Here is a 22573-nt window from a genome sequence, read left to right as displayed (position 1 = left end):
AAAGATGACCCCTATTCAATATAGGAATCATCTTCTAGTAGCTTAATCTCTTTTTTTATAGTGTCCTTGACATAGGTACCAGTTTAATAGGAAGTTTTATTTCATTTTTTTGTTCAGAAATTGTTCAGTTGTCCCTGATAAGATGTATTCACCGTACATTGTCATTTCTTGAGCCCGTTCAGGGCTCATTTTTTTTGTTCATTTTATCATGTTCTCGTTCAAACGATGAGCAGTTCATTTTTTCTCTGTCCGGAGACGGATGACATAAATTGGGGAAAAGGTTATGATTTTGATAGTTAGAGAGACTTTCAGGGGAGATAGGAGAGAGTATTGTTGACGAAAAAAGTAAGAATCGCATTAACTGCAGGAATGTTGGTCCTTACCCTTCTCGGGCTTACCGGATGCCAGGTTTGGAACTTGTTCACCACTCAAATTGAAAGTAGTTTGCGAGGATTAGACGTAACGATGCAAACCTATGATGCGGAAGGGCAGCCGATTGACACGATTCATGGCATATCAGGTTCCATTTCGAGAGACAGCAAATTTGACCAAACGAATGAAAAAGGTGAGACGACAAAAGAATCGTCGGTTTTAAATATTACCATTGGTGGCAGTCAGGTTGTTCATGTCGGCAGCACATTGATCATGTATGAAAAAGGGCTACAGGACGTCATGAATAAACTGCCGAAGAAGGTGCTTGTTGAAAACCAGGACCGTAGTGTTCCGTTTATCAATCGTGTTGTCAATAACTTTCATAACTATTTTGATGGCCGTTCAAAAGTGATCTTGATTCGCTCTCAGCTCGGCAAACCGATTGCGACTTTCGCAGGCAATCGAGTTTCCTATTTTGCTACTGATGTCCCGAATTCAACAGGTCTGATTATTGATGGAAAGTATCTATTTATCTATCGATGTGATTTTACAATGTATGATACGAAGTTGCTGAGAAAATAAGCAGAATATGTTTTTCTAAGCATAGTGTTTGTTTAACCAAAACGATCCTTCTTCTTTTAAGATAATAGATAAGAGGTCCATTAACGAGGGATGATCTCTCTAAAACCTTCACTTTCCACCGCTTCGACAATTGTGTTTATCAACTGCCGAGGCGGTGTTCTTTTTTTTATTATTGTAAAAGGAACACACGTTCGCTATAATGGGGATATAAGAATGGAGGGATGATTCATGAGGAAAGGAGATACCATAGAACTGATTTATTTGACGTCAAGAGGAAATAAATTAAGCCAGCGGACGATACGTATAATGGATGTGAATGAGACCTATATTAAAGCATACTGTTACTCGAGAAAAGAGGTTCGAATCTTCAGGAAGGATCATATCCTAGCAAGTCGCATTATTCGGCGTGTATCATGACCAGATTTATAATGTAAAGATAAATTATGTTATACTTGAGCCACATTTCATTTGGGAGTTTGTTATGAACGGAAACGTAATTGTCATTGTGGGTCCGACTGCGGTCGGAAAAACAAAGCTCAGTGTTGATCTTGCGAAGCGCTTTGGAAGCGAAGTGATCAACGGCGATGCTTTTCAGGTCTATAAGGGAATGGATATCGGAACCGCGAAGGTAACGGCAGAAGAAGCTGAGGGTGTACCGCACCATCTCATCGATATTTGTGATCCGGGTGAGGATTATTCGGCTGCCAATTATCAACACGATGCCAGGCAAGTCATTAAAGAAATGTCTGCACAAAAGAAAATACCTATTTTGGTTGGCGGGACAGGGTTTTACATAAAGGCTGCGCTCTTCGATTATCAATTTTCATCAAGCGGTGCGAATCCTGACTACCGCCGAGAGTTGGCACGTCTCGCTGAAGAAAAGGGAGGAGAGGCCTTATTTGATCAATTGAGACGTGTGGATCCTGTGTCCGCGGAAAGGATTCATCCTCATAATCTTGTACGCGTGATACGGGCACTTGAAGTTTTCCATGAAACCGGTAAACCGTTTAGTGATCACGCGCAGGAAGAAACTGAGCAGCCGCTCTTTCCATTTCTATGCATTGGATTGACAATGGAGCGCGCAATGCTTTACTCTCGAATTGATGCCCGAGTGGATCAGATGATGGCGGATGGATTGCTGAAAGAGGCGCAGCTCATGTATCAATTAGGTCTGCGCAATGCCCAGGCGATGCAAGCAATCGGCTATAAAGAATTCATTCCTTATTTTGACGGCGAGATCTCGCTTGAGGATGCTGTTGAGCGGCTGAAGAAAAATTCACGCCACTATGCGAAAAGACAGCTGACCTGGTTTAGGCGGCAAATGCCGATTCATTGGTTTGATATGGCTGAAGCGCTCAAAGATTTTCCATCAAAAGCAGACGAGATCTACCATTTTATTTTGGAACAATTAATTTCTAAATGATATTGGTTATATTTTGTGACATTTCTTGTTCTGTTTTTTAAGCGATCTTTGCAAATGATGGAAATTTAAAATATAATCATACTGTGAGATCTTTCTGACTGGACAATTTTTTTCCTTCTCAGAGAAAAAGATCAGACAAAAAGATATTCCTTGCAGGATATTTTAACACCAAATCGAAATAGTGTTATTTAGAGAGAAAAGAGGAGGAATAAAATGAAACAGTCAATCAACATCCAGGATACTTTTTTGAATCAGTTGCGAAAAGAAGGAACGTTTGTGACTGTCTTTCTTGTCAGTGGATTTCAGTTGAAGGGCAAAGTTAAAGGTTTTGACAATTTCACGGTGCTTTTGGAAAGCGACGGCAAGCAACAATTAATTTTTAAACATGCGATTTCTACGTTTACTCCGTCGAAACCTGTGAACTGGACAAATCAGGACGAGTCATAATAGATTCTGGGGAGACAGCGGCTGCGCTGTCTTTCTTTGTTTTTTTGGGAGAATAGGTATCGGAACTGAATCGTTCACAGGATCATCTTTCTGCAAGATCTCTTCTGAATGCAGACCGCAATTCATAAGATAGATCAGTCCAAACTTTTTCACTAGTGTCCATGTCATGGGCGATTGTCACGGACCTATTTCGGCCGGCGTATACATAAGAACGCAGGTGAAAAAATGGGACTTGATCCAAAGAACAGCGAGGTGATCGGACTGTGCGAGAAGCCTATACCTTTACAAAAAAAAGCCAGATCAATGTGGTGTTTAACCAGAAAACCGAGAAAAGCAGCGCCACACCTTTTCCCATCGACGAACGTGTCACCCACGAACCTCTTGAAAAGTTAGAATCGAAGCTTGACCGACTGGTTGGCATGGAAGAGATTAAGTATATGGTGCGTGAACTTTATGCATGGCTCTATATTTATCGCAAACGTGAAGAAGCGCAACTAAAGGTGCAAAAGCAATCGTTTCATATGCTTTTTAAAGGAAATCCTGGAACCGGCAAGACAACGGTTGCCCGTCTTCTTAGCGACTTGTTTCGAGAAATGGAAATTTTGCCAAAGGGCCATCTTATTGAAGCAGAACGGGCGGATCTTGTCGGTGAATACATCGGACAGACCGCGCAGAAAACAAGAGATTTGGTTAAACGGTCTCTTGGCGGAGTGCTATTCGTCGATGAGGCCTATTCGCTCTCACGAGGCGGAGAAAAGGACTTCGGCAAAGAAGCGATAGATACTTTAGTAAAACAAATGGAAGATCATAAAGATGAATTTATTTTGATTTTAGCGGGTTATTCCGATGAAATGGATGATTTTCTACGGATGAATCCCGGACTTCCTTCTCGATTTCCGATGATCTTGTCCTTTCCGGATTATTCAGGCATGGAATTGCTTGATATTGCAAAACAAATGATCCGAGATCGTGAATATTCGATGACAGCGGAAGCGCAAAAGAAGCTCTTTCGGCTGCTTCAGCACAAGATCGCGAGCAATGAACCGCATTTCAGCAATGGACGATACGTCCGCAATGTAATTGAAAAAATGATCCGACAGCAGGCGGTGCGTCTAGTAAGGGAGAACAGCTTCGATCGTGATGCGCTGCTCACGCTTCGAGCATGTGATCTGACACTTGAAGATGGATCACTTATATCAAAGGCCGATGAAGCCTAACGCAGTTAAATAGAGAGAGGTACTTTATGGAAAGTGTTATCCTTGTTGCTTGCCAGCTTCCTTCCCAATCCGACGACCATTTTGAATCGTCGCTTCAGGAACTTGAAGCGCTGACGAAGACTGCCGGTGGCCAAGTTGTCGCCGTCGTCACACAAAAAAGACAAAAAATTGATTCAGCCACTTATATTGGAAGTGGTAAATTACAGGAACTTGATGCTCTGGAAAAACAATTAGGAGCAGGTACAGTAATTTTCAACGGCGAGTTATTTCCTTCCCAGCAAGGGAGACTCAGCGAACTGCTTTATGCAAAGGTTTTGGACAGGACGCAGTTGATTCTAGATATTTTCGCGATGCGTGCACGTTCAAGGGAAGGAAAATTGCAGGTGGAACTTGCCCAACTTCAGTACCTTCTGCCTAGGCTTAGTGGAATGGGTGCATCACTGTCACGACTTGGCGGTGGAATCGGGACTCGTGGTCCTGGTGAAACCAAACTGGAAACGGACAGGCGTTATATTCGCAGCAGGATGAAAGATATCAGCAATCAACTGAAAACAGTGGTACAGCATCGCAAACGTTATCGAGATCGACGTTTGGCGAATAATCAATGCCAAATTGTTCTTGTCGGATATACAAACGCCGGAAAATCGACATTATTCAATCAACTGACTTCAGCACGCACCTATGCCGAGAATCAACTTTTTGCAACACTTGATCCTTTGACACGTAAAATGAACTTGCCTAGCGGGTTCATATGCCTGCTGTCTGATACGGTTGGCTTTATTCAAGATCTGCCGACACAGCTTGTTGCTGCTTTTCGCTCCACACTCGAAGAAGTGACAGGGGCTCAGTTGATTGTGCATGTCCTTGACGCATCTGATCCAGATTTGATTACACATGAAAAGACCGTCAAAGCGCTGCTTTCTGAACTTGGCGCTGACGAACTTCCTGTACTGACGATATATAATAAAAAAGATTTATTGCAGACTGCATTTATTGTGCCGAAGGGTTCTCTCCTTGTCTCAGCACGTGATGTTAACGATCGAGAGCGGATTCTGGCTGAGATCAAGACCCAATTAGTTCAGCAGATGGTACCATTTCAGGCCCAACTGCCAGCTGATGAAGGCAAATTGCTGAATGAGATTAAACTGCACGCAGTTCTAAATAAACAAAGCTATGATGAACAAGCGCAGGCTTATGTAGTTGAAGGATTCGTCTATCCTGAAACGCCAATTGCGTCTAAATTAATTCAAGATACGGTTTCAACTGATGAGGAGATATAAAGATGTTTGATGCACTCGCTTTTGGAGAAAAGTTAAAGAATCTCGCGGCTGAGATTGATCAACAAATTGCCGAAAGGCTTAAGGCTGTTGACGCGATTGCTTTAGAGAATCAGTATCGCGTACTAACCAGTTTTAGGAAGAATAAGATCAGTGATGCGCATTTTAGCGGAACAACCGGCTATGGCTACGATGATTTTGGCAGGGAAGGGATAGAAGCGGTATATGCGAACTGTTTCGGAGCAGAGTCAGGTCTTGTCCGCTCGCAAATGATATCTGGGACCCATGCAATTACGACTGCGCTTTTTGGTGTGTTGAGGCCAGGCGATGAATTAATGTATATTACCGGCAAACCTTATGACACTTTGGAAGGCGTGATTGGCTTGTCTGGAAACAGCCATGGTTCACTGAAGGATTTTGGTGTGCAGTTTCGCGCGATTCCATTGAAGGATGGAAGAATAGACACAGAGACCGTGATCCATTCTATCTCGCAAAATACAAAATTAATCGGTATACAACGGTCATGCGGATACGACAATCGCCCGTCAATACCCGTTTCTCAAATTGGTGAGGCTATTGCTGCAATCAAGAAAGTGCATCCCAGTATTCTTGTTTTTGTTGATAATTGCTACGGAGAATTCACTGAAACCTACGAACCGGGTCATGTCGGCGCCGACTTAATGGCAGGCTCCCTTATCAAAAATCCGGGAGGCGGTCTGGCAAAAGTTGGAGGCTACATTGTCGGTCGGGAAGACCTAGTTTCCATGTGTGCAGAACGATTGACCGCTCCAGGACTGGGAAAAGAAGTAGGACCTTCATTGAGTGAACTCAAAGATCAGTATCAAGGATTCTTTCTTGCGCCGCACATGGTTGCCCAAGCTGTAAAAGGGGCTATTTTTACATCTGCGTTAATGGAAAGACTGGGTATGGAAACAGCACCTTCATGGGAGAAAGTGAGAACCGATTTGATTCAGAGTGTCACTTTTCATGATCCTGGTCAGATGACTGCGTTCTGCCAGGCTGTTCAAATGGCTTCGCCAATAAACGCGCATGTTGTTCCTTATCCGAGCCCAATGCCAGGTTACACAAGCGAAGTAATCATGGCAGCAGGCACCTTTATTCAAGGCGCAAGTCTGGAATTAACCGCCGACGGACCGTTACGTCCGCCTTTTACACTCTATGTTCAAGGTGGTTTAACCTTTGAGCATGTGAAGGCGGCTATGATGGTCGCTGTTAATCATTTGTTCGAGAACAACTTACTAGACCCAAAACAATTGGAATTGTGACAAATTATTTAAATCAGTACCACAAGACGTGAGATAAGCTAACACGGTTTGACAACAAATAGGCCGACCGTTATAATGTGAGTAAGAAAGGGGCGTGAGGCGAAAATGGCTGATAACGTACGCCGTTCAATGCCTTTGTTTTCGATGGGTATTGTTCAGAAGCTGACCGGACTTACGGCCAGGCAAATCCGCTATTACGAGGAAAACGAATTGATTCATCCGGAGCGTACAGCGGGAAATCGCCGCGTCTTTTCTTTCAATGATGTTGATCGGCTTCTGGATATTAAATCTCTCTTAGACGAAGGTGTGAACTTGGCTGGTATAAGGCGAGTGCTTAGTGAAAAGCCTTTGGAAGCCAACAGACCTGCGGAGGAAAAGAAGGCAATGTCTGATGCTGAATTGATGAAGTTCTTGAAAGCCGAACTCGTTCATGCGGGCAAGTTTGGCAAAGCAACGTTAATACAAGGAGAGTTGTCACGTTTCTTTCGATGACAGCGATCTGTGTATATAAAATTTTTATGAAAACAGAACTTATCTTTGGGGAGGATCTTGAATGGCAAAGTTTACAAAAGAAGACATCATTTCTAAGGTAAATGAAGCAAACGTCAAATTCATCCGTTTGCAATTCACTGATTTGCTCGGAATTATCAAGAATGTTGAAATTCCTGTAAGTCAGCTTGAAAAAGCACTTGACAACGATATTATGTTTGACGGTTCTTCAATTGAAGGATTTGTAAGGATCGAAGAATCGGACATGCTTCTGTATCCAGATTATGACAGCTTCGTCATATTCCCTTGGACAGCAGAAAAAGGAAAAGTTGCGCGTCTCATTTGCGACATTTACAAACCGGACCGCACGCCATTCCCAGGAGATCCTCGCTCGGTCCTGAAAGCTCAACTGGCCGAAATGGAGAAACTTGGCTTCACTTCGTTCAACATCGGACCGGAACCAGAATTCTTCCTCTTCAAATTGAATGAATCCGGCGAACCAACTCTTGACTTAAATGACAAAGGTGGATATTTTGACCTTGCTCCTACGGATCTTGGTGAAAATTGTCGCCGCGATATCGTGCTTGAACTCGAAGACATGGGCTTTGAAATCGAAGCTTCCCACCATGAAGTGGCTCCGGGTCAGCACGAAATTGACTTCAAATATGCAGATGCTGTTAAAACATGCGATAACATTCAAACATTTAAATTAGTTGTTAAAACAATTGCACGTCAACATGGACTGCATGCGACATTCATGCCTAAGCCTCTGTTCGGTGTGAACGGTTCAGGTATGCATGCGAACATGTCCCTGTTCACAGGCAAAGAAAATGCATTCTATGATGCAAATGCTGAAGACGGACTCAGTGCAACAGCGAAAGCATTCATTGCCGGAGTTCTGAAACACGCTCGAGCATTCACTGCCATTACCAACCCGATCGTTAACTCGTTCAAACGTTTGGTTCCTGGCTACGAGGCACCAAGCTATGTTGCATGGTCTCTAAGCAACCGTAGTGCTTTGATCCGTATTCCTGCTTCTCGTGGTTTGGGTACACGTATCGAAGTGCGTAGTGTTGACCCAGCAACAAACCCATACCTTGGCATGGCAGTAATGCTTGCTGCCGGACTCGATGGTATCAAAGAAAAACTGACACCGCCGGCTTCTGTAGACCGCAGTATCTATGTCATGAACGATGAAGAACGTGATGAACTTGGCATTCATGAACTTCCTGCTAACTTGAAAGAAGCTTTGGATGTATTCAATGCCGACCCTGTAATTACTGGCGCACTTGGCGAACATACTGTTTCCCACTTCAATGACGCTAAGGAAATTGAATGGGATATGTTCCGCACTCAAGTACACCCATGGGAACGCGATCAATACCTCGAACAATATTAATCTGTTAGAAACTCTGAAACCTCTTGGCGCACTAAGCGTTGAGGGGTTTTTGTTTTGCCTTCATTTTAGTGGTCAAAATCATGCACCTGATGATTGATGATCACTTTGACCGTTTTTGACTACCAATTTTATAAATTGTCGGTATACTCCAGAGATTATTTTTATAAATCTGTCTAATCTGTTTATCCTAGATAGTCGTGAGTGAACTTTGGCATATGTATTGTGTAATAGGTGAATATAATTAACAAAATAAAAATTATTGAGGTTTAAATGTTATGATCGTAACGTTAAGTGAATAGATTTGCCTAAAAATTAAAGGCATTCTGCAAAAATGCAGTTGATCAAAGGAGCGATGTGGGTATGAGTAAAGAATATCGATCTTTTTACGAATTGTTAAGGGAAGCTCATAAACATTTAGATAGAGTTGAGGAAAATCTACCTTTTTTAAATGAGTTGTGTGATCGGATTGAAAAAAGACCAAATAGCCAAATGATCAAATAATATAACTCGGATTTCTTCCAAAATGAGTATAGTTCAAATAATTAACGTTTTAGGTTAGAGTAAACCGCCTTTTTTAATTAAGAGCTTTTATCATATAACCATATCCATATCAGCTGAAGCTAAGAATATCACTGGAAAGACTGATTAATAAGCATTTGGTTTTAGATTATTTAACATGAACGATCGCTAAAAAAATTAATAAAGCAAATTACTCAGTTATTTGATCTCATTTTTTATATCTTTAATTTCTTTCAATACAAAAGGTCCTTCGCCATTAGCAGAAGAACCTTATTTAATCCGAACTAGTAGACCTTTTTCCTAATATCTTATACTTTCTTAATTAAGATTTTTCTAAAGTAAGAAACTTATGTATTCCCCCTTAAATAGGGGGGACTTTTAATAAACTTTTAATTTCACTGGTTTTGTTTTTCCGCCAAGTGATACATAGAATGTATAGGTTGCTTTTGTAGTATTGCCGCCAACGAGCCAGGTCCATGTAATATAGCCTTTTTTATTTGACATTTTGCTGTTTAGACCACGTGCTTTACTTGGACCGGATTTGTAAATAACTTTGATCGTTCCAGATGCATTTGGCTTTCCTTTAATCGTTATTGAAGCTGGGTTCCCACGATGAACATTTAAGTGAGAACTAACGATGTTGATCGGATAAGATTTTGCATAAGCGACATTCTGAGATGTTGTTTGAGTCACTCCCTGTGGAAGGGTAACTCCCGATAAAATTCCAAGAGACAAAACGATAGCTGTAAATAACCTCAACAACCTTTTCATAAAAACTCCCCCAATATCGTTATCTATATTAAGCCCGAAGGCAAAATACCGAAAAAGGGGAGAGGATGGTGGATGATCAAGTTGTAGATCCAGAATTCTCTCCGATTTTCAAAGATGATCAATTATTTGATGAGAAATAAATAAAAAACTTAAAAAAATGAGGCTAATGTATAAAAATTTATTGTAAAAAGCATTAATTTCACCAATTAGTTACAATTAAATTGGCCCTTCACAGTGTACGACTTTTGGACTAATAATGCCAGAAAATTTATTAATGATTAATGTGAACGCCAACGACCGTATCAATCCAGCTTATAAGTGTTAATAATCAATTTGAAGTCGACTCTAAATCCATGCATTTTTGCGTTATGTAAGTTGAGTAGTGTTAATTTGCATTCTTATAAAACAGTATATTAATTATGTAAACAAAAGCTGATTTCTAATTTAATCTTGAAAAAAGATTTAGGGAATTATGGGAACCTTTGCTATGGATATTCAAATGTATGTAAGCGACTTCATAATTCTGTCACCTTTTATTATGTTTAAGAATATCAAGTAATGACCATGCTGATATGGCATGGCTTTTTTTCGCTATATTGTCTTAAAGGGTGGATAGAAATGAAACAACCTGTTCTTACACAAGTTGAGCGTCCGACATGGAAGCAAAGATTGAAAGTTATCAGGCTGTTTATTAACATTTACCATATAAATCGTAAGCGGCAACCGATCCTTCGTTCGACGCAAATCGCCTTTCATTGCTGCAGCCTGATCTGGAAAGATGGTCATGACCATTCGGCAAAATGACGACAGCTGTACAGAAGGATTTAACGAGAAAGATCCTCAGCTAAATCTGAGGATCTTTTTTCTGTGCAGAAATTGACTTTTTAAGTAGTGACATACATGTTTATCAATCTATTTGTGCAGGGTTCGTTCCAACAGTTCTTATAAATTCATTTTCTGTCACAATTTTTATGGGTTGTCCCTGAGCTGCCAATTTCTCCGCCTTCTGCTCTTTGCTACTTTTCTTATTGTTCGGAGTCCGGCTGTCCGGTTCACCAACAACAAGGAGAGTCGTTTGTTTGGTTACGCTGTTTCCATTGATGCCGCCACAGTCAACCACTTTCCGGCATGCATCTTCTCGTGACATTGATGTCAGCACACCGGTGAACACCACAACCTGGCGGTAAAGCGGATGGTGCTCATCGAATGATGTTCTTGATGTGGTGATTTGTGAGGGCTTGAATGGCTGCGCATAACGATAAGTAGTGGATGAAAAAGGGGAGTAGGAATTCTTATGTAATCGGCCAAGCCTATATTTGATTTTTTTTTGCATCTGATCTATATCTTCGATGTGTGCTTCATTAAGCATATTTCGGACGATTTCCGCGCACACTCTAGCGTCATCCGATGCCTGGTGATGCTGGAACCGGATCTTGTAATACGAAGCAATTTGATCTAGTCGGTAAGAAGGCAAGCGCAATAACTTTTTTGCTAATATCCAAGAACAAAAGTAACTTACCTCAGGATAAGGCAATTCGTATTTGTCCAGTGTATAACGCAAAACACTCATGTCAAAACTGGCGTTATGGGCAACCAGAGGGAGTCCGTCGATAAACGGAACGAGCTCGGGATATAAGTCCGCCATAGTTGGAGCATCTGTGACATCCTCTTCATGGATGCCATTAATTTCTGTATTGAAATAATCGAATGATTCTTCTGGATTGATGAGTGAATAAAAAGAATCAACAATTTGTCCGTTCATCACTTTTGTTAGGCCGACGGAACAGGCGGATGTGCGACGCGCGTTGGCAGTTTCAAAGTCGATAGCAACATAGGATAAATCCGTCATCAATGATCCCTCCACGTACACTCGAAAACTACTATTATCATATCATGTTTCATCTTCTATATGAGAGTCTGGCAATCAATTATTCTTTTTAAGTAAAATTTAAGCTTTCTATACTATCCTAAACCAATAATCAAAAGTAACAAATTTTTTTATGCATTCAGGGGGATATAGACAAGTGAACAAGCGATTCATTCGCCATTCAGCAATTCTCATCATACTTATTCTGAGTTTTATCCTTTCAGGTTGCTCAATCGTCGATTCTTTCTCTGGTAGAGTAGTAATTGGAGAAGCCGAAAATAAGAATGGTGTTACGATTAATATTCAGCAAGTTCCAAGTGTAATCAGGCTCGGTACTGATTTTGATCCAAGAAAAAATGTAAAAGTGATCGATCAGCAGAAACGAAAAATCTCTGTTGATCAAGTAAAGATATCCGGACATGTGAACACAAAGCAGACAGGCACATATAAACTTATATATACATATCAAGCGCATGGCGTATCCGTTTCCAAATCAAAGACGATTCAAGTGGTCTATAAGAAGCAGATCCCTATTCCTTATGAGACAAAAACTGTGGAAGAGAAAACGATTGAGCGAGGAAAAACTATTGTTCGTCAAAAAGGGATGAATGGATCACGATTGGTCAGCTATGATGCGAAATTCGTGAATGGAAAGGTTATCACATTGAAAGAACTGACCAGCAGGAACCTTAAGGACCCAATTGTACAGGTGGTGTATTCAGGTACGAAGATCCCGAAAAGCTATCGGATGAATGTCGCAGCGATCAGTCAGCTTCCTAATCTGCCGGCTGGTTGTGAGATCACAGCTGTGACGATGATGCTTCGGTATCATGGTGCCAATGTGACGAAGGAACAAATGGCAGAAGAGATGCCGCGTGCAACGAATGGTGATCCGAATACAGGATTCGTCGGCAGCCCGTACTCTAAGTCAGGAGTTACCATCTATCCGCCGGCCTTGATGCAGTTGGTTAAGAAGTACGCCGGATCTTCTGTTAATCTTACAGGGGTGTCTACAGATCAGTTGAAGAATTATCTTAGCAAGAATCATCCAGTAGTCATCTGGGGGACGTTTGACAGATTTCTTTATCATGCGCTAACACTGACCGGGTATACACCGAGTGGATTTTATTATAACGATCCATGGACGGGAACAAAGCGACGGATGGAAAACACTCAGATGATCGCTCATTGGAATGCGCTTGATCGTCGGGCAATCACCGATTAATTAAAAAAGGATAGTTTAATCTTAACCCACAGAATCTAAATGAAAAGTTATGCGTGATCGTGCGTGGTTCCGCACGAAAAATGCGGGGGTGCGCATCATAAATACGTTGTTGTGGCGGATGAAAACGAGATAAGATAATAGTTGTAGAGCGATATATTCACTTTACTGGCCGGATTTGAGGTGAATTAATGGTTGTGCCTCCAGCAAATCATGCCCCGAATACTTATGATTTTAAATGAAGACGTGTCTTGATAAACAGTCACGTTTGATTTCGAAATAATTGCCCCTCTTGATCAGAATTCCCTTTCCTGTTTATCATAGATTTGCTTAGCACAACATCAGATCTTCACCTCAAATTCATTATTTTTATCTATTTAAGACCTTAGACGTAGATGATTGTCACGCTTAGGTTTGATGATGGTTATTGAATTGTATGTTATATTTTATTTGTAAGGATTTAAGCAATAACTCCCAAAACAATCATTTATAGGTCCCCGATGAGGGGATTTTTTTTTGCCTTAAAATAATTTTTTTGCCGACAGTGTTTCTCAAGTAAACCGTCATTCGGATTTTTTATTGCGAATGATTTCAGAAGGGTAGACATTCATCGTCCGCCCGGATCCAGCTGTATAATTGACAACCTCATAAAAATGTTCATAAGCATCAATATAATTATAAATCGGTTCTCTCGGATGTTTCTCCATGTAAGCGATCGTTAGTTCTTTTGCGATATGACTGAACGCTAGTGGACTTTCGTTATTCTCGCTCATCTCAATTCCCCCGATATCTGCGTACTTTTATTCGTCCTTTGATGTTTCATTCATTAAATCTTCTAATAATTATATCGTTCGATTCATTCATTTATTTAATGTTAAAATACGAGCGTAAGACATTAACGGAATAAGCATATGTATGAACTTGCGACATACTGAAAAGCTTATATAATTCATAGTAGGTTGTATGTGGATGATCGCTCTAGTGAAAAAAATGGGGCGAATGAACCGAATAATGTGCAGAACAATTTTTGCCAGTAAATAAAGGAGTCACCAATGGAAACAAGGAGATCCAAAAGAACATTTAGATTAGTCGTTTTGAGCATTTTTTCAGCAATTATTTTTCTACAGAATGTCATACCCTTTTTAGGCTATATTCCGATGGGAGCATTTAGTCTCACCATTATCCATCTTACAGTTATTATTGTAGCGATTGCGCTCGGTCCGATTGATGGAGCTATTATTGGCGGTGTATGGGGGATGACAACGTTTATACGAGCATTTACTTTTCCGAGTAGCCCGATTGCGTCTATTGTCTTTACAAATCCATTAATCTCAGTTTTGCCGCGTATCCTAGTAGGCCTTGTTTCAGGGTATATCTATTTAGCACTTCAGAAGACAAAGCTATCACGTGCAGGAAGCATGTCTGTTGCAGCTCTATTTGGGTCATTGACCAACACCATTTTTGTACTTGGTCTTATCTATTTGTTTTATAGGAATCCCTATGCAAATTTCTTGCAAATAGATGTTAGCAAACTGATACCAGCTTTGCTTACCGTTGTATTTACCAATGGTCTTGCTGAGGCTGCAGCTGCATGTTTTGTTTCTCCTCTAATTGCCGCCCCCTTACTGAAATTCAGTGAGAAGCAGCACCATTGACATTTTCATGTTTCATCTCTGGGAGAAATCATATCTGCGATTAGTCAATACTTTGATAAATGAATACCATATAGTATTGAGCTTCAGAAGTTGGGTGGGAACGGCTATGAAAAGAGAAGACTTTTCTGAGAATATCGCGCTCGTATCCATAACGATTGGAAAGGTAATGGCTGCTGTTGGACAAACGCCTATAAAAAATTTAGATCGCGAAACACAGGATCAGCTCGTTTTTCTAGGCAGCTTAATCCAGGTCGCCGCAGGTACGTTAGTCTTCGACTTTTTTCCTGATAATCCAACAGCACAATTTGGTATTGCCTTAAATGTGATTGGCTATGGTGCATTTGTTTTTCAGACGATTAGCACTGAGGATGATCCCGAACGGCTGCTTGCCCAAGCGATGTCGTCAAACTTGAAAGAAGTGCTTGGGAACATGCTGATTTTGACGGATCTGGAAGTATGGCAGAAAATGTATATGCTCGTGGGGACGATCATGCTATGCATCGGTAATTTTCTGCAGGCACAGGGAAGAAAACGATTGCTGGATAAAGGCGATGATCTGACCCTTTTTGATCCGACTGTTACAGCGGGAACTTGGATGGAAACAGGAGGAATTTCGGCAATTATGCTCGGCAGACTGGCAGAGACAATCTGAATAGATGAGAAAGACACTTCTCCAAATTAAAAACGCTTATCGGAGAGGTGTCTTTTTAAAATCAATGGGGAAATGGGAATAGAAATGGTGCCGCGAAAAAAATAAATGGAAAACGAAATCTGCGGAACCGTCTAAACCTTCGGCGCGGTCCTGGACCAGCGAAAAACCTTTCATCTTCATCCGCATCCACATCTTCAGGAATCAGCATTACGACGCCTTGATCATTCACATCTTCAATAATGCCTTCCATTCGAGATCCATCAGCCATTTGCGCGATGACATGGTAATTCATATACTTTTGAGAAAGATTACGAATCATCTCAATGTCTGCGGTATTTGTATTCCGTTCTTCCATCACATGCGGGACAAAGAGGGGCTGCTCGGTAGAATCAATGTATTCATCCATTTGCATCACTCCTTTTCCCACTTAGTGTATTCACCTAGTGTGATCCCGTGACAGATGCCGCGAGTTAGAAGCGTGTACTTGGTGATTTACTTTGATTGACTTTGCGCCTGGATTTTTCTCTGCCGATACTGTGACCAATGGAAATGGATGAAGCAGCCGATGCAAAATCCGAGAATAGCGATAAATGCAGCGAGAGCAACAATGACTGTAAAAATAATGGCGATCAGCGTCCATTGTAGAAGAAAGCTTATGAAAGCAATAGCGAGACATGAAACAGCGATCGTTTGATTGAATTTTTGTTGATCCCGGTCTTCTGGAATATATGTGTTCACTGGATGTCTCAATAAAAATTTTGCTAAATACATAACAGGGTTTAAATGGAACAAAAGCCCGGAAAGTCCGGATAGAAGCGGCAGTAGGAGGATCCAATAATTGCCTGTAGTCAAAGCTAATACGGAACTGATAACGATCACCCATTGATTTGTTCTGACCAGAGGCCTGGGAATCGAATTTAAAGGCTGGCTCATAAAATCATACCTTTCATATAGGATTAAATATATTATACGCGATAAAGAAAAAAGCTCAACGATTTTACATCATATGCATCTAGTGTTAAGCATTTTCAGTGACATTGGATGAAGTACTTCTCTAATGCTGTGTTATAATAATAACCTGCGCTTTTACAATAGTAGTTTTCATATCTGTACGAAAAAAGGCGAGGTCGTGTAACTGAATGAATAGAATACAGCTTAATGCTGAAATGCTTAAAAAAAATATAGAATTACTGAAATGTCCGATTTGTGGAGAATCAATGCGTGTGGCGGAAATGAAGAGCTTGATTTGTCCGTACGGACATACGTTTGATATAGCAAAGCAGGGCTATGTAAATCTATTAGCACGTCCGGTACACACGCATTATGGGAAGGCACTTTTTGAAGCGCGTCGAAACATCATTGTTCATCACGGTTTTTTTAATCCATTAATACAAAAGCTGACTGCATGTATTGGTGAGGTTGCAGCCGCATCAGATCAACGGATTGACCTTTTGGATCTTGGATGCGGCGAAGGTTCACATCTTGCCGCGATCTGCCAAAAACTAGTAAAGGATTACTCATTTCACATAATGGGAAGTGGTGTTGACATTGCAAAAGAGGGGATTCAGCTTGCATCAAAACATTATCCCGATCAGCTTTGGTTTGTAGGCGATCTGGCGCAACCGGCATTTGCCGATCATCAATTTGATTTTATACTTAATATACTCTCGCCTTCCAACTATCAAGTATTTGATCAATTACTTAAGCCGGGAGGACGAATAATTAAGGTAATTCCAAGTGGCGGCTATTTAAAGGAGCTGCGGACATCCTTTTACGAAGAAGAGAAAATTTCCTATTCAAACGCTGAGATCAAGGCCCTTTTTTTAAACCATTTTTCCAACGCACGTACTGAAACGGTGAGTTATGTCGCTCGTTTAAATCACGAAGGCGTTCAAGATTTATTGCAAATGACTCCACTTGCTTGGACAGCTGCTGAAGAAAAACGTGAGGAATGGATGAAAAAGAAATCGGCTGAAATCAGTGTCGATTTTGATATTTTAATCGGTAACAAGTCATTCTGATCGTTTTCACTCATATTCTTTCATTTTGATCAATTTCAATTGTGACAAATGATCAGATCTGACTATTATTGATTGATTTTGAATGAAAACGTGATAAAATGAAAGAGTGGAGGAATTAATATGTTGGCTGAAGAAAGGCAGCAGATGATCCTGCAGATTCTGACCGAATCACATGTCGTAAAGCTGCAGGAATTGGTTCACATGCTGGCTGCTTCCGAATCGACCGTTCGTCGAGACTTGCAGGACTTGGAAAGCCGTCAACTTCTTCGTCGTATTCACGGGGGCGCTTCTCTCCTGAAAAAACTTAACGAAGAACCTGACATGGAGACCAAGACTTTCAAGAATGTGCATCAAAAGAAAGCGATTGCGAAACTCGCCGCGAAAAAGATTAAAGATAATGATTGCATTTATCTTGATGCGGGAACCACAACTTTAGAAATGATTCCTTATATTAAGGCAAGAAATGTAACCGTTGTCACTAACGGGCCTGCTCATGGCGATTTACTCGTTAGAAACAAAATATTATGCTATTTGTTGGGCGGTTTAATGAAACGCACCACAAAAGCGGTTGTTGGAAGCATTGCGATGCAAAATATTAATCTTTTCCGTTTTGACACCGCCTTCATCGGTGTTAATGGTATTGACGCATCTATGGGCTATACGACACCGGATCCTGAGGAAGCCGCATTAAAGCGTCGTGCTCATGATCTGGCAGCGCGTTCCTATGTAGTTGCTGATAGCAGTAAGTTCGCAGAAATTTCTTTTTGCAAGATGTTTGATTTGAGAGAGGCGGCGATCATTACGGATGAAATACCGGAAATGTGCCAATCCTTAATTCAAGAAAAAACAAGCGTCTGTGTCACAAATCATTCATCAGATTCAGTGCAATGTTGATAGTGATCGTGACAGCCCCTGAAACGGAATTTGATCGGAATCAGATATGATGCCGATCGAGAAGGCAATAAATTGGAATCGTTTCCTTTACTATTGAGTTCGGCTTTATTGCTCTACAAGAAGTGATTAAAGAATGAAGGAGTGTAGCATCAATGAGAATCACAGATCTAATGATTGAACGTACGATGGTCTTGGACATGCAGGCGACAACCAAAGAAGGCGCGATTGATGAATTGATTGCCAGCCTTGAAAGAAATGGAAAAATAAATGATTCTAAATTATTTAAAGAAATGATTCTAAAGCGTGAAGCGCAATCCAGCACGGGAATTGGGGACGGCATTGCTATGCCGCACGCGAAAACAAAAGCTGTGAATGAAGCGACTGTAGTCTTTGGACGAAGCAAACAGGGTATTGACTATCAGGCGTTGGACGGACAGCCTTCATATCTATTCTTTATGATTGCGGCGCCTGAGGGTGCTGCAGATGTACATCTCCAGACACTTGCTGCCTTGTCACGATTGCTTATTGATCATGATTTTGTTGAGCAGGTTAAGCAAGCGGAATCTGCAGCAGAAGTAGGGAAGCTTTTTGATAATAAACAAGCTGAGCATGATGCAGATGAAGCAAAAGAAGAGGCACAGCAACCGGTACAAGCCCAATCAGATTCTTCGAGTGAAAAATTTGTTGTGGCAGTAACGGCATGCCCAACAGGCATTGCACATACGTATATGGCTGAAGATGCGCTGAAAAAGAAAGCGAAAGAAATGGGCGTTGCCATTCGCGTTGAAACAAACGGTTCAGAAGGCGCTAAGCATGTGCTGACCAAAGATGAAATTGAACGAGCTGCCGGCGTCATTGTCGCCGCAGATAAAAAGGTAGAAATGGCGCGTTTTGATGGTAAGAAAGTTCTTCAGACGCCGGTAAGTGACGGTATTCGCAAACCTGAAGAATTAATTAACAAAGCCTTGAACGGACAAGCTCCGGTTTTCCATGCTGAAGGTGGCGCTGCAGAAGAAGAGGCGGAGGGTGCAAAAACCTCAGTATGGGGCAAAATTTATAAAGACCTAATGAATGGTATCTCGCATATGCTGCCGTTCGTTGTTGGTGGCGGTATTTTACTTGCCGTGTCATTCTTGTTTGAGAGACTTGGCAAAGACAATACAATTTTCCAGATGTTAAGTGCCATTGCCGGTGGTGATACCGGTGCGTTCCATTTCTTGATTGCGATTCTTGCTGGTTATATTGCCATGAGTATTGGTGATCGTCCGGCATTGATGCCAGGGGTTGTCGGCGGATTTTTAGCGGCTTCTTCTAATGCCGGTTTTCTTGGTGGTTTAGCTGCCGGTTTCCTTGCTGGATGGGTCATTATCCTATTGAAGAATATTTTCAAGGGATTACCGCGGACATTGGACGGTTTGAAGCCTATCCTGCTTTATCCGGTTTTTGGCTTGCTCATTACAGGCAGCTTAATGTACTATATTTTTGATCCGATTTTCAAATTTATTAATACAGGTTTGATTGGCGCATTGAATCATCTTGGCACGGGTAATGCTGTGTTACTTGGAGTTGTTCTGGGTGGTATGATGGCTGTCGATATGGGCGGTCCGGTGAATAAAGCGGCTTATACATTCGCAATTGGTGTATTTACAAGCAGCGGCAATAGTAATGGATTGATGATGGCTGCAGTTATGGCTGGAGGCATGGTGCCACCGCTTGCAATTGCTTTAGCTACTTCATTGTTCAAAAATAAATTTACTGAAGATGAGCGAAAAGCAGGGATTACCAATTATGTGCTCGGCCTGTCATTCATTACCGAAGGTGCAATCCCATTCGCCGCTTCGGATCCGCTTCGTGTTATTGGATCCAGTGTTATAGGTGCGGCAATCGCCGGCGGTTTGACTCAGTTATGGGGGATCAATATTCCGGCACCGCATGGTGGTATTTTTGTAGTCTTGCTAGGCAATCATGCGATCCTTTTCTTGGTTTCCATCATAGTTGGTACAATTATTTCCGGTCTGATTCTTGGTTTGTGGAAAAAACCTGTGGATGCGAAGAAATAAGGTCATTGCAAAAAAAATAAAAAGATTTGATAGAGGATGCGGCTGAAAAACCAGCCGCATCCTTTTTGTGCTGTAAAAGAGAAAAATTTTAAAGAGTGTTTTCTACGCCTAGGCCGAGTGAAGTCAAGACATCTAATGTGCTCACTTTTATGTAATAAATGAGGTGAATAGAACAAATACTAAATAAAATTGACAGGATTATTTTATGACCCGGATGTGAGTAGGCTTGATAAACATTAAGAATTACCTGATACGGACATTTTGCATCGTTTTTGCGCTATTTGTCAGCCTTTTTTTAATGATGAGTGTCATCGGACCTTTTTTTCTGGGATCAGGCAGTTACTATGGAAATGTAGCATCTTCGCCGTTAGAGCTGTCGGGAATGCTCTTCTTTTTTGCAATCGTCGTTTTTCTCTTTTTCTTGTCTATAGATCGGCTGCTTTCCAAGTGCTCTGCACTTGTGTTAAACCGATGGGCTCTGATTTTATTTTCACTGATTATCTTATTTGAGTGCTTTATTCTTATAGCTTTCCGTGGAATTCAACCACCTGAAATCGATGGCGGCCATATTATTATGAAAGCTCTGGATTTGTTAAAAAACAAGAGCGTTCATGACGACAGTATCTATTTTAATGTTTATCCAAACAATCTTCCTGTGACACTGATCCTTTTTTGGATATACCGTCTTTTTCCAATTGACCAAATGCAAATGTTGTTTATGTTCAATCATGCACTATGTATGATCACGCTTAATGTAGGGATTTATTTTTCCTGGAAGCTTGTTTTACTCCTTCTTGGCAGAAAAATGAGTACTTTTTTCCTAATCTTTGTACTTACTTGTGCGCCAATCTTTTTTTACACCTTATACTTTTATTCCGATACGTTGATGGTCATGATGCCACCGTTGCTTATTTATCTTTGGTTCCGCTATGAGCAGAGTGGAACCATTGTTTATGGTGCTCTGGCATGTGTATTTTTGGGAATCGGATGCATTATTCGGCAGAATCTTATCCTTTTTTTGCCGGCGCTTGTGCTTTTTCTGCTTCTCCGTTCAAAAGTAAAAAAAACACTCATGGTGATTGCATTAACCATGATCACCTATACCGCGTTTCAGCTTCCTCTGCAAATGTATACGCATCACATGCATCTGGGTTCAATTCAACAATACAAGATGCCTTCCGTTCATTGGATTATGCTCGGACTCTCAAACCAGGGCCGATATCATATAGAAGATTTTAGACGCAGCTTCCTTGCATCTACTCAGGAAGAGAAGAAAAGGGTGGACTGGCAAGAAATCAAAGAAAGACTTTCAAAAAAAACACCAGCCGAATTAGCTGGCTTATGGCTTGCAAAAGCGTTCCGGGTGTACGCAGATGGTTCAATGGGCTATTACTGGTATACAGGAAATACATCTGAACATAACCTTCTATTTGATTATTTCTTCGGTGGACAGAAGCAAATCACTTTGTTTATTATTCAAATTTTTCATATCGTCAATTTGTTCCTGCTGCTGCTTTCTGTAATACGTTTTTTTAGAATAAAAAAGCCGGATACCAGCTTGCTGATTCAGATCATGCTGTTTGGAAATTATTTGTTTTACATTTTTTTATGGGAAGCTGAGCCGAGGTATGCGCTCCTCTTTCTTTTTCCGATGCTGATTGGAAATTGTTATGGGGTAAACGAAGCAAAGCAATATCTTGATGAGCGAATCAGAAATAGAACTGTCGAAGCGCTCCGCGGAGGTGTACCTCATATATTGACTCATATTCTGTTTTGTATGCTCATCAGCATCGCTGCCCTGCGTGTTGTTCCAATGACCCAGACAGCAACAGAGCAATATCGTTACGCAGTTAATCAAAATCAAAAAAAGGGGGCACTGACTACGCGCATCGACGCATCACATGCAGTTCAGCAAACCTTTCACGCGGAAAGGCCTTTTGACCATATATCTTTAGGAAAAGCAGGTGCCCGGGGGAAAGGAGTATATGTATTGAGTATTTACTCGGTAGCCGAGAAGAAACAAATAGAAAAGCTGATCTTCTCTGAACGTTCGTTAGCAAAAAGGCGATTATCTGATTTGCCACTTACGCACACTTTGCCTGGAAAACGGAATTACAGGCTAGCTGTGTATCTTCAGTCGGGGACTGAGGATTCAGCGCTTAATTTAGCTATGCATGGAAAAGGGCTGTTCGAACAAAGGGACTTATATTTGAATGGTACTCTTTTTCAAAATAATATGGAGATGAAGGGGAAAGATCTTCAGTTTCGTGCCTATATGCGAGAAAATCGTCCATACTTGAGCTTGCCTATATTTATACTATTGCTAAGTGTTCCTTTTCTAATGATTGTTATATTTGCCGATACGTATCGAAGGACCGAGACATTCCGCATTTCTTTGCACACAGATCCGATATGAAAAA

The 22573-nt window shown here is 41.1% G+C and carries 23 protein-coding genes; 18 read left to right on the top strand and 5 right to left on the bottom strand.

Annotated elements, in window-relative coordinates:
- Positions 1-333 precede the first annotated feature (333 nt).
- The 10 genes from P343_RS27520 (at position 334) to P343_RS37175 (ending at position 8993) form a co-directional block, all read left to right on the top strand.
- Entirely contained in the window at positions 334-954 is a 621-nt protein-coding gene (locus tag P343_RS27520; RefSeq protein ID WP_023510049.1) for a DUF5052 family protein, read from the top strand.
- A 228-nt stretch (positions 955-1182) separates the two neighbouring features.
- Positions 1183-1371, top strand: a complete 189-nt coding sequence (locus P343_RS27515) for a hypothetical protein (protein WP_023510048.1) — start codon at positions 1183-1185, stop codon at positions 1369-1371.
- Between the two features lie 64 nt (positions 1372-1435).
- Positions 1436-2377: a tRNA (adenosine(37)-N6)-dimethylallyltransferase MiaA gene (gene miaA / locus P343_RS27510; RefSeq protein ID WP_023510047.1), complete on the top strand. Its 942-nt coding sequence runs from the start codon at positions 1436-1438 to the stop codon at positions 2375-2377.
- Between the two features lie 213 nt (positions 2378-2590).
- Positions 2591-2824 carry an RNA chaperone Hfq gene (hfq, locus tag P343_RS27505; RefSeq protein WP_023510046.1) on the top strand — a complete coding sequence of 78 codons (234 nt, stop codon included), beginning with the start codon at positions 2591-2593 and terminating at the stop codon, positions 2822-2824.
- A 263-nt stretch (positions 2825-3087) separates the two neighbouring features.
- The gene (locus P343_RS27500) at positions 3088-4041 is read left to right on the top strand and encodes an AAA family ATPase (protein ID WP_023510044.1); all 954 of its coding nucleotides are present in this window, start codon (positions 3088-3090) and stop codon (positions 4039-4041) included.
- A gap of 26 nt (positions 4042-4067) precedes the next feature.
- On the top strand, positions 4068-5321 hold the full coding sequence (gene hflX / locus P343_RS27495) for a GTPase HflX (protein WP_023510043.1): 1254 nt from the start codon (positions 4068-4070) through the stop codon (positions 5319-5321).
- 2 nt (positions 5322-5323) lie between these two features.
- Entirely contained in the window at positions 5324-6604 is a 1281-nt protein-coding gene (locus P343_RS27490; protein ID WP_023510042.1) for a methionine gamma-lyase family protein, read from the top strand.
- A 105-nt stretch (positions 6605-6709) separates the two neighbouring features.
- Entirely contained in the window at positions 6710-7096 is a 387-nt protein-coding gene (locus tag P343_RS27485; RefSeq protein ID WP_023510041.1) for a MerR family transcriptional regulator, read from the top strand.
- Between the two features lie 61 nt (positions 7097-7157).
- Entirely contained in the window at positions 7158-8492 is a 1335-nt protein-coding gene (gene glnA, locus P343_RS27480; protein WP_023510040.1) for a type I glutamate--ammonia ligase, read from the top strand.
- 360 nt (positions 8493-8852) lie between these two features.
- Positions 8853-8993: a hypothetical protein gene (locus P343_RS37175; protein WP_023510039.1), complete on the top strand. Its 141-nt coding sequence runs from the start codon at positions 8853-8855 to the stop codon at positions 8991-8993.
- Between the two features lie 396 nt (positions 8994-9389).
- On the opposite strand, the gene P343_RS27475 is transcribed toward P343_RS37175, so the two are convergent.
- The gene (locus P343_RS27475; protein ID WP_023510038.1) at positions 9390-9782 is read right to left on the bottom strand and encodes a hypothetical protein; all 393 of its coding nucleotides are present in this window, start codon (positions 9780-9782) and stop codon (positions 9390-9392) included.
- 618 nt (positions 9783-10400) lie between these two features.
- Between P343_RS27475 and P343_RS27470 the strand changes: the two genes are divergently transcribed.
- Entirely contained in the window at positions 10401-10586 is a 186-nt protein-coding gene (locus P343_RS27470; RefSeq protein ID WP_023510037.1) for a hypothetical protein, read from the top strand.
- Positions 10587-10689: 103 nt separating this feature from the next.
- On the opposite strand, the gene P343_RS36400 is transcribed toward P343_RS27470, so the two are convergent.
- Complete coding sequence (locus tag P343_RS36400) at positions 10690-11631, bottom strand: exonuclease domain-containing protein (protein ID WP_023510036.1); 942 nt, start codon at positions 11629-11631, stop codon at positions 10690-10692.
- Positions 11632-11806: 175 nt separating this feature from the next.
- On the opposite strand from P343_RS36400, the gene P343_RS36395 reads away from it, so the two are divergent.
- Positions 11807-12874, top strand: a complete 1068-nt coding sequence (locus P343_RS36395; protein WP_023510035.1) for a C39 family peptidase — start codon at positions 11807-11809, stop codon at positions 12872-12874.
- A gap of 560 nt (positions 12875-13434) precedes the next feature.
- Here P343_RS36395 and P343_RS27465 read toward each other — a convergent pair.
- Positions 13435-13644: a hypothetical protein gene (locus tag P343_RS27465; protein ID WP_023510034.1), complete on the bottom strand. Its 210-nt coding sequence runs from the start codon at positions 13642-13644 to the stop codon at positions 13435-13437.
- Between the two features lie 279 nt (positions 13645-13923).
- Between P343_RS27465 and P343_RS27460 the strand changes: the two genes are divergently transcribed.
- Positions 13924-14526 carry an ECF transporter S component gene (locus P343_RS27460; protein ID WP_023510033.1) on the top strand — a complete coding sequence of 201 codons (603 nt, stop codon included), beginning with the start codon at positions 13924-13926 and terminating at the stop codon, positions 14524-14526.
- A gap of 106 nt (positions 14527-14632) precedes the next feature.
- Positions 14633-15178, top strand: a complete 546-nt coding sequence (locus P343_RS27455; protein ID WP_023510032.1) for a DUF6944 family repetitive protein — start codon at positions 14633-14635, stop codon at positions 15176-15178.
- A 61-nt stretch (positions 15179-15239) separates the two neighbouring features.
- On the opposite strand, the gene P343_RS27450 is transcribed toward P343_RS27455, so the two are convergent.
- Both P343_RS27450 and P343_RS27445 read right to left on the bottom strand, forming a co-directional pair.
- Complete coding sequence (locus P343_RS27450) at positions 15240-15584, bottom strand: hypothetical protein (protein WP_023510031.1); 345 nt, start codon at positions 15582-15584, stop codon at positions 15240-15242.
- Positions 15585-15670: 86 nt separating this feature from the next.
- The gene (locus tag P343_RS27445; RefSeq protein ID WP_023510030.1) at positions 15671-16111 is read right to left on the bottom strand and encodes a DUF4395 domain-containing protein; all 441 of its coding nucleotides are present in this window, start codon (positions 16109-16111) and stop codon (positions 15671-15673) included.
- A 206-nt stretch (positions 16112-16317) separates the two neighbouring features.
- Between P343_RS27445 and P343_RS27440 the strand changes: the two genes are divergently transcribed.
- The 4 genes from P343_RS27440 (at position 16318) to P343_RS27425 (ending at position 22569) form a co-directional block, all read left to right on the top strand.
- Complete coding sequence (locus P343_RS27440) at positions 16318-17199, top strand: putative RNA methyltransferase (RefSeq protein WP_023510029.1); 882 nt, start codon at positions 16318-16320, stop codon at positions 17197-17199.
- Between the two features lie 120 nt (positions 17200-17319).
- Positions 17320-18093 (top strand): DeoR/GlpR family DNA-binding transcription regulator, encoded by a 774-nt coding sequence (locus tag P343_RS27435; RefSeq protein WP_023510028.1) that lies wholly within the window; start codon positions 17320-17322, stop codon positions 18091-18093.
- 152 nt (positions 18094-18245) lie between these two features.
- Positions 18246-20153 carry a PTS fructose transporter subunit IIABC gene (locus tag P343_RS27430; RefSeq protein ID WP_023510027.1) on the top strand — a complete coding sequence of 636 codons (1908 nt, stop codon included), beginning with the start codon at positions 18246-18248 and terminating at the stop codon, positions 20151-20153.
- A gap of 226 nt (positions 20154-20379) precedes the next feature.
- On the top strand, positions 20380-22569 hold the full coding sequence (locus tag P343_RS27425; RefSeq protein ID WP_023510026.1) for a glycosyltransferase family 39 protein: 2190 nt from the start codon (positions 20380-20382) through the stop codon (positions 22567-22569).
- The last annotated feature ends 4 nt before the right edge of the window (positions 22570-22573 follow it).

It is taken from the genome of Sporolactobacillus laevolacticus DSM 442 (assembly GCF_000497245.1).
In the GTDB taxonomy this organism is placed as follows: domain Bacteria; phylum Bacillota; class Bacilli; order Bacillales; family Sporolactobacillaceae; genus Sporolactobacillus; species Sporolactobacillus laevolacticus.
Note: the sequence above shows the minus strand (reverse complement) of the source record. Positions and strands in the feature narration are given on the sequence as shown.

What these genes read in the sequence shown, in the direction of transcription:
- P343_RS36400 (WP_023510036.1), bottom strand. Translation starts at nt 11,631, where the DNA reads ATGACGGATTTATCCTATGTTGCTATCGACTTTGAAACTGCCAACGCG.
- P343_RS27435 (WP_023510028.1), top strand. Translation starts at nt 17,320, where the DNA reads ATGTTGGCTGAAGAAAGGCAGCAGATGATCCTGCAGATTCTGACCGAA.
- P343_RS27440 (WP_023510029.1), top strand. Translation starts at nt 16,318, where the DNA reads ATGAATAGAATACAGCTTAATGCTGAAATGCTTAAAAAAAATATAGAA.
- P343_RS37175 (WP_023510039.1), top strand. Translation starts at nt 8,853, where the DNA reads ATGAGTAAAGAATATCGATCTTTTTACGAATTGTTAAGGGAAGCTCAT.
- hflX (WP_023510043.1), top strand. Translation starts at nt 4,068, where the DNA reads ATGGAAAGTGTTATCCTTGTTGCTTGCCAGCTTCCTTCCCAATCCGAC.
- P343_RS27445 (WP_023510030.1), bottom strand. Translation starts at nt 16,111, where the DNA reads ATGAGCCAGCCTTTAAATTCGATTCCCAGGCCTCTGGTCAGAACAAAT.
- glnA (WP_023510040.1), top strand. Translation starts at nt 7,158, where the DNA reads ATGGCAAAGTTTACAAAAGAAGACATCATTTCTAAGGTAAATGAAGCA.
- P343_RS27450 (WP_023510031.1), bottom strand. Translation starts at nt 15,584, where the DNA reads ATGGATGAATACATTGATTCTACCGAGCAGCCCCTCTTTGTCCCGCAT.
- P343_RS27460 (WP_023510033.1), top strand. Translation starts at nt 13,924, where the DNA reads ATGGAAACAAGGAGATCCAAAAGAACATTTAGATTAGTCGTTTTGAGC.
- hfq (WP_023510046.1), top strand. Translation starts at nt 2,591, where the DNA reads ATGAAACAGTCAATCAACATCCAGGATACTTTTTTGAATCAGTTGCGA.
- P343_RS27475 (WP_023510038.1), bottom strand. Translation starts at nt 9,782, where the DNA reads ATGAAAAGGTTGTTGAGGTTATTTACAGCTATCGTTTTGTCTCTTGGA.
- P343_RS27490 (WP_023510042.1), top strand. Translation starts at nt 5,324, where the DNA reads ATGTTTGATGCACTCGCTTTTGGAGAAAAGTTAAAGAATCTCGCGGCT.
- P343_RS27455 (WP_023510032.1), top strand. Translation starts at nt 14,633, where the DNA reads ATGAAAAGAGAAGACTTTTCTGAGAATATCGCGCTCGTATCCATAACG.
- P343_RS27515 (WP_023510048.1), top strand. Translation starts at nt 1,183, where the DNA reads ATGAGGAAAGGAGATACCATAGAACTGATTTATTTGACGTCAAGAGGA.
- P343_RS27430 (WP_023510027.1), top strand. Translation starts at nt 18,246, where the DNA reads ATGAGAATCACAGATCTAATGATTGAACGTACGATGGTCTTGGACATG.
- P343_RS27470 (WP_023510037.1), top strand. Translation starts at nt 10,401, where the DNA reads ATGAAACAACCTGTTCTTACACAAGTTGAGCGTCCGACATGGAAGCAA.
- P343_RS27485 (WP_023510041.1), top strand. Translation starts at nt 6,710, where the DNA reads ATGGCTGATAACGTACGCCGTTCAATGCCTTTGTTTTCGATGGGTATT.
- miaA (WP_023510047.1), top strand. Translation starts at nt 1,436, where the DNA reads ATGAACGGAAACGTAATTGTCATTGTGGGTCCGACTGCGGTCGGAAAA.
- P343_RS27465 (WP_023510034.1), bottom strand. Translation starts at nt 13,644, where the DNA reads ATGAGCGAGAATAACGAAAGTCCACTAGCGTTCAGTCATATCGCAAAA.